This is a genomic window from Mesorhizobium sp. M2A.F.Ca.ET.037.01.1.1 (assembly GCF_003998075.1).
Classification (GTDB): Bacteria; Pseudomonadota; Alphaproteobacteria; order Rhizobiales; family Rhizobiaceae; genus Mesorhizobium.
In genome coordinates, this window is record NZ_RZSA01000346.1 from 1 (window position 1) to 6,092 (window position 6,092).

The 6,092-nt window shown below is 66.2% G+C and carries 4 protein-coding genes; all 4 read right to left on the minus strand.

The window, feature by feature from the left end; all coding sequences use genetic code 11:
* A partial coding sequence (locus EOA27_RS18035) for a thiamine pyrophosphate-dependent enzyme (protein ID WP_127256818.1) occupies positions 1-2,829 on the minus strand: 2,829 nt, incomplete at its 3' end.
* Between the two features lie 45 nt (positions 2,830-2,874).
* Positions 2,875-3,357: a MarR family transcriptional regulator gene (locus EOA27_RS18040; protein ID WP_126079661.1), complete on the minus strand. Its 483-nt coding sequence runs from the start codon at positions 3,355-3,357 to the stop codon at positions 2,875-2,877.
* Positions 3,357-4,928, minus strand: a complete 1,572-nt coding sequence (locus tag EOA27_RS18045) for an NAD(P)/FAD-dependent oxidoreductase (RefSeq protein ID WP_126079662.1) — start codon at positions 4,926-4,928, stop codon at positions 3,357-3,359. The genes EOA27_RS18040 and EOA27_RS18045 overlap by 1 nt, the downstream gene beginning before the upstream one ends.
* Positions 4,929-5,235: 307 nt before the next feature.
* The gene (locus EOA27_RS18055) at positions 5,236-6,027 is read right to left on the minus strand and encodes a cyclase family protein (RefSeq protein ID WP_126079663.1); all 792 of its coding nucleotides are present in this window, start codon (positions 6,025-6,027) and stop codon (positions 5,236-5,238) included.
* Between the last annotated feature and the right edge of the window lie 65 nt (positions 6,028-6,092).

Below are 6,092 nucleotides of genomic sequence, written 5' to 3' on the forward strand. Positions count from 1 at the left end.
CTTCTCGCTTGTTGGCGCGGCCGCGGTGCCGCGCGCGCGGTCACAAGCCGCGCCGAAGGCGGCAAGGCTTGCCTTGACGCCACGACCGCCGGCGCCGATCGCCTGCTCATAGCTTTCGCGGGTGAAGGGCAGCGCATCCGAGCCGGCCAGCGCGCCGAGCAGGCTGGCCGAGATCATGGTGCCATTGTCGGCGGCGATCTTTTCCATGTCGAAGGCGATGAAGCGCTTGGCCGCGGCCTCAGCCGTCGCGTGCACCTTTTCCGACGAGGCGCGGCCGTCGCCCGGCTCGATCTTTTCCGACACGGCGGCGATGCGGTGCGAGGAGGTGATCAGCGTCGTGCGCTCGGGCGTGACGAAGCCGCGGATGATGGCGCGGCCGGCTTCCATCAGCTCGGCTGCGATCAGGATATCGACGTCGCCCTGCGAGGGCGACAGCGCAAAGACCGGCAGCCGGCCGGTGTCGCGGGCCATCTCGATGTAATATATGGTCGCCCCGGTGCGTTGGGCGACGCCGGCCACCGAGGTCGATTGCGCGATGTAGCCGTTGCGCTCGGCGACATCGGTGATCCAGTCGGCCAGCACGCCGCCGCCCTGGCCGCCGACGGCGAGAACGGCGAGTTTTATCACCCGCTCGTCATCAAAGGCGCCCGATTTCGGGCGCAGCGCTGCTTTGTGATCAAGCATCGGAAACATCAAACGGCGGCTCTCGCGGCGTCGCTGCAACAGCCCGATCACGGCGCGGCGCGCGCTTTCGAGGAAACGGTCCCAGCGGCCGGGATTGTGGACGACGTCGGCGCGGTAGAAGGAGGGGCAAAGCACGGCGGCGTCCGCCACCTCGCCGCAATTGCCGCAGCCGACGCAATTCTGGTCGATCGAGGCGACGGGATCGTCGCGCAACGGATCGTCGAGCGACTTCACCGACAGCGATGGACAGCCAGATAGGCGCATGCAGGCATGGTCGCCGGTGCAGATGTCCTCGTCGACACCGAATTTCGGCTTGACCACGCGCTCGCCGCCCTTGATCGCCTTGTCGACCAGCGGCTTCTCGCGGCGCTGGCGGTTGAGCATGCATTCGGACGAGGCGACGATGACCTTCGGCCCCTTCTCCTCGGTGGTCAGCGCCTCGCGCAGCGCGGCGCGCATCTTGCCGACATCATAGGTGCGGTCGATGTGGCGCAGCCATTTGACCCCCATGCCCTTCACCGCTTCGTCGATCGGATGCTTCGTCGACTTGGTGCGGTTGTTGGCGCGCGACGACAGGATGTCCTGCCCCCCGGTGGCGGCCGAGTAGAAATTGTCGACGATGACGATGACGCCGTCATTCCGGTTGAAGACGGCATTGCCGATCGAGGAGGTGAGGCCGTTGTGCCAAAACCCGCCGTCGCCGACGAAGGAAATTGAGCGGCGTTTTGCTTCCGGCGAGTTGAAGGCGGAGGCCGAGGCGGGCCCCAGCCCGTAGCCCATGGTGGTGGCGCCGAGCTCGAAGGGCGGCATGATCGAGAACAGATGGCAGCCGATGTCGGAAGCGATGTGGTGCTTACCGAGCTCCTGCTCGACCAGCTTGGTCGCGGCGAAGATCGGCCGCTCCGGGCAGCCGACGCAGAAGCCCGGGGGCCGGCCCGGAACGACATTGATGAGATCGGCGGTGTCGATGCCTTCGCCCAGCTTGTTCGGCGCGCGCACCTCGCCCGGCAAAAGATGCGGGGCGTTGGCGCGCAGGAAGGAGCCGATGCCGTCGAGCATCACCTGCCCAGTATATTCGCCGGCCATCGGCAGATGCTCCTTACCGACCAGCCTGGTGCCGCGCCCGGCCTTGTGCAGCATCGCGGCAAAGGCCTGCTCGATATAGTTGGGCTGGCCTTCCTCGACGACCAGCACCGCCTGCTTGCCTTCGCAGAAGGACAGGAACTCGTCGTCCACCAGCGGATAGACGGCGTTCAGCACGTAGAGCGGCACTTCGGTGTCGCCATAGGTGTCGGCAAGCCCAAGCCGCTGCAGCGCGCGGATTACGGAGTTGTACATGCCGCCCTGCATGACGATGCCGACCGAGCCGTGGTCCGGCCCGAACATCTCGTTGATCTTGCGGCTCTTGATGAAATCGACCGCCGCCGGCCAGCGCTTGGCGACCTTCTCCTTTTCATGCAGGAAGGAAGCGGGCGGCAGCACGATGCGGCCGGTGTCGCGGCGCGGCGCCGACAGCGCGTCGGCGACCGACATTGGCGGGCGCTTGTTGTCCTTGGCAATGAAATGGCCGTGGACATGGCAGCAGCGGATGCGCACTTGCAGCATCACGGGTGTGTTCGACGTCTCGGACAGTTCGAAGCCGTCCTCGACCGCCTTGACGATCGAGGGCAGGTTCGGGCGCGGATCGAGCAGCCAGACCTGGCTCTTCATGGCAAAGGCGTGGCTGCGCTCCTGCATGATGGAGGAGCCTTCGCCATAATCCTCGCCGACGATGATCAGCGCGCCGCCGGTGACGCCGCCGGACGCCAGATTTGCGAGCGCGTCGGACGCGACATTGGTGCCGACTGTCGACTTGAAGGTGGCCGCACCACGGATCGGGTAATGCACCGAAGCGGCAAGCATGGCTGTGGCGGTCGCCTCCGAGGCGCTCGCCTCGAAATGCACGCCGAGCTCGCCCAGGATGTCCTGCGCATCGGCCAGCACATCCATCAGGTGGCTGATCGGCGCGCCCTGGTAGCCGCCGACATAGCCGACGCCGCATTGCAACAGCGCCTTGGTGATTGCGAGGATGCCCTCGCCCGCGAATTCCTCGCCGGCCCCTAACCTCAGCTTTTCGACTTCCTTGGCAAAAGACCGTTCGGCCATGTCTGCCTCCTTCCGTTGCCGCAACCAGGCGGCGCGTTCGTCAACTCAGATGTCGTGCTTGCGGATGTTCTTCAGCATCTTCTGCAGGATCGCGATCAGCGCGGCATACTCGGCATCGTCGACACCGTCGAACATCGCCTCGAACGCGTCATGCATGGCCGGCCAGGCGCGGGTGAACAGCGCGCGTCCGTCATCGGTCAGGAACACATGGCGGATGCGGCTGTCGGTGACGCCCTGCTCGCGCCGTACCAGGCCCTGGCTTTCCAGCGTGTCGAGCGTGCGGCTCAAGGTCGACTGCTCGATCACCGTATAAACCGAGAGGTCGTTGACGGTGACGCCGTCGGTGACCGAGAGCACGGCGAGCGTCCGCACCTGCGGAATGGTAAGACCTTGCTTACGGAAATCCTCGCGCAAAGTGGCGTTGTAGCGGCCCATGATGCGGTTCATCAGATAGGGCGCGAATTGCTGCAGCCCGATCTGGCCGAGGGTCGAGATGCGCTGGCGTTTTTCGGCGAGCTTTTGTTCCATCAGAGCCTCCCCGCCAGAAGGAAGCCGGAGCCGCCGCCTAGGCCGGCTCCCGGATGGGTCGAAGCGCCGATATGGTAGAGGCCTTTGACGCCGGTCTCGTGGTTGCGGCTTGCCTTGAACGGCCGCCACAGGAAGGACTGGTCGATGGTCGACGAGCCACCATAGGGATCTCCGCCGACAAGGTTGATGTTCATCGCTTCGAGGTCGGCCGGCGAATAGGCGCGGCGCGCAATGACGGTCTCGCGAAACCCGTCGATATGGTTGGCGAGGATCGCCTCGACGCGGTCGGCATAGGCTTCGCGCAGTGCCCCGGTCCAGCGCCCGTCAGCCGGGGCATTCAGCTTGCCGGCGGCATCGCCCTTGATGTGGCGCGGCGCCTCGGGCAGTTGCAGCCAGAGGATCGCCTTGCCTTCAGGACAGCGCGAGGGATCGAGCGCGTGCGGCTGGCCGACGCAGATGGTCGGCACTTCCGGCAGCAGGCCGCGCACCGCCTCGTTGCAGGCTTTCGAAACGCCGTCCAAACCCGGCGTCAGATGCAGCAGCGCCACCTTGTCGAGGCCCCCGCCGCGCCATGCAGGCGGCTTGTCCAGCGCATAGTGGATCTGGAAATTGCCCTTGCCGTAGCGATAGGCCTGCGTGGCCTTGGTTGCCGCCTCAGGCGCATCCTTGCCGAGCAGGCGGCCGTAGAGCTGCGTCGGCGTGACCGAGCAGATGACGCCTTTCGCAGCGCTCAACGTCTCGCCGGAGGCGAGCCGCACGCCGGTGGCACGGCCGCCGCTCTGGACGATCGAGGCGACATCGGCGTCGACGCGGATCTCGCCGCCGCGCTCCTTGATCAGCGCCTCGAAGGCGGCGAGCAGGTTTTTCGCGCCGCCCTTGACGACCGGCGCGCCGGCGGCCTCCAGGGCGAAGGCGATGACCTTGGCGATCTGGCCGGAGAAGGCGTCTTCGGGCCCAAGCCCGGCATGCAGCACCCAGGGTGCCCAGAGCGCGCGGACCGTGTCGGATGAGTAGGTCGTCTCAAGCCAGCCGCGCGCGGGCACCAGCGCCTCGCCCATGAAGGCGGCGAGGTTGCGCGGGCCGCGCCGCCAGGCCTCGCCGGCCAGCAGCTTGGTTGTCGGATAGGACCAGAGCGCGCCGCCGAGCAGACCGAACAGCAGCCCCGCATCGCGCTCGATGCCGCCGACGTCGCCGCCGTGGCGGTCGCCGTCGCCGGCGGCGATCCGGTTGAGCGCCGCGATGTTGGTGGCGCGGTCGGTGGTGAGCACGGCATGGCTGCCGTCCGGCATGAGAACGCCTGTGGGAGTCGCCGTGTGGCAGAACTCCAGCCCATGCCGCGCAAGGTCCTTGCCAAGCGCGGCAAAGGCCGGCGAGGTGATGAACAGCACGAAGGTCGTCGCCATCACGTCATGGACGAAGCCCGGCGCGGTGATCTCCTCGGTGCGCATGCAGCCGCCGATGCGGTCGTTGCGCTCGAGCACCAGCACCTTGGCGCCCTTGGCGCCAAGCATTGCCGCGCAGACCAGGGCGTTGATGCCGCTGCCGACGATGGTGTGATCGGCGGCGGTCATTGAGGGGTGCTCGCGGTCAAGAAATGGACGTCAATCGCGCAAAGCCGAGTTCCTTCGCGCCCCCCTCTGTCCTGCCGGACATCTGCCCCACAAGGGGGGAGATTGGCAGCCTCGGCGCCTTGCTCAATCCTGCGGCGTTGGAGATTGGCGAAAGCACGCGTGACGTCTGATCTCCCCCCTTGTGGGGGAGATGTCCGGCAGGACAGAGGGGGGCGCCGTAGAGCGCTGACGCTCCAAGACGACCACATCGACTCCATCACTCCATTGCCCTCGAGCATGATCTTCTCCCGAAGACCGCCGCCTCGCCCTATTTGCCTGGCACCAGCGCCAGCGCGCGGATCGGGCTGCCGGTGCCGCGCTCGATCTTGAGCGGGGCCGCGATCAGGATAGCGCCCTTCGGCGGCAGCTGGTCGAGATTGCAGAGGCTGGCGAGGCCATAGCGGTTGGCCTTGTGCATCAGCGTGTGGGCCGGGAATGGCGGCTCCATGCCGCCGGCCTTGCCGGCATCGGTACCGATCGTCTCCGAGCCCCAGCCCTTGATATCCTTGCTGATCAGGAACTGGATGGCTTCGGCCGTCGGGCCGGGCGTGTGAGGGCCGGTCTCGTTGGCATTGAGGAACTCGGCTTCCGAGCCGTTGCGCTTGTACCAGTCGGTGCGCATCACCACCCACTCGCCGGGATTGATGGCGCCGTGCTTGGCCTCCCAGGCCTTGATATGGTCGACGGTGAGCAGGAAATCGTGGTCTTCAGCCGCTTCCACTGAGCAGTCGATGACGTTGACCGGACCGATGAAATTCTGCGCCGGAATGGTGTCGGTGGCGCCGTCCGGATAATCCTTGCCGGTAATCCAGTGCTGCGGCGCGTCGAAATGCGTGCCCGAATGCTCGCCGAGCTTCAGCCAGTTCCAGGCCCACCACGGACCGTTCTTGTCGTATTTGGAAATCTCGTGGATCTCGATCTTCGGCGTGTCGACGGCGAGCTCCGGCGGCAGCTTGATCAGCGGCGTGTTCGGCCCGAGCGGCGCCGTCAGGTCGACCACCTTGATGGCGCCCGAGAGCAGCTGGCCGGCGACCTCGCCGAGGAGTTTCTGCGTGTCCATGGTCTTTGTTCCCTCTTGTCTCTGATGATCAAGGCTCGTTGCGGCCCTTAATATACCTACTAGAC

What these genes read in the sequence shown, in the direction of transcription:
- EOA27_RS18045 (WP_126079662.1), bottom strand. Translation starts at nt 4,928, where the DNA reads ATGACCGCCGCCGATCACACCATCGTCGGCAGCGGCATCAACGCCCTG.
- EOA27_RS18055 (WP_126079663.1), bottom strand. Translation starts at nt 6,027, where the DNA reads ATGGACACGCAGAAACTCCTCGGCGAGGTCGCCGGCCAGCTGCTCTCG.
- EOA27_RS18040 (WP_126079661.1), bottom strand. Translation starts at nt 3,357, where the DNA reads ATGGAACAAAAGCTCGCCGAAAAACGCCAGCGCATCTCGACCCTCGGC.